The organism is Lactobacillus sp. C449L (assembly GCF_059900815.1).
Genome location: NZ_JBWXGA010000199.1, coordinates 1 through 462 on the forward strand (window position 1 = coordinate 1; position 462 = coordinate 462).

The 462-nt window shown below is 61.9% G+C and carries 1 protein-coding gene; it reads left to right on the forward strand.

The features are described from left to right. The coding region (locus AC2JF9_RS09015) for a hypothetical protein (RefSeq protein WP_500727085.1) at positions 1-192 on the forward strand (192 nt) is incomplete at its 5' end. Positions 193-462 lie beyond the last annotated feature (270 nt).

Consider the following 462-nt stretch of genomic DNA (forward strand, 5'->3'; position numbering starts at 1 on the left):
GTGATAGATATCGACGAAATCGGGGTCGAAATCGTCGCCGGCGACCGCGTCGTTGACCGTGAGGTTGAACGCCTCGCCGGCATTGCCGGTGTTGGTGATGACGAAGACCAGGCCCTGGTTGGTCGAGGGCGATTCGACCTGGACGTTCGGCCGGTCCAGTCGACGTTCACGTCGACCACCTTGTCCACGTAGAACTCGACCGGATCGGACGTCTCGGTCTCGGGACCGCCCGGACCGGTATATTCCGCGGTCGCGGTGTTCTCGATCTTGGTGAACGCCGGAGTGCCGGCGGCATGGGCCGGCGTCGCGACAGCGAAGGCGCCCACGGCACAACCCGCCATGAGCAAACGCGCATAGGCGGAAAGGCCCGCCGGAACGGTCTCGATCGTCATTGTTGCAGTACCCCCACGTAACAGACCTGCGGCTTCTACGGTATCGTTGGTGAAAAATCTATTACTAGAC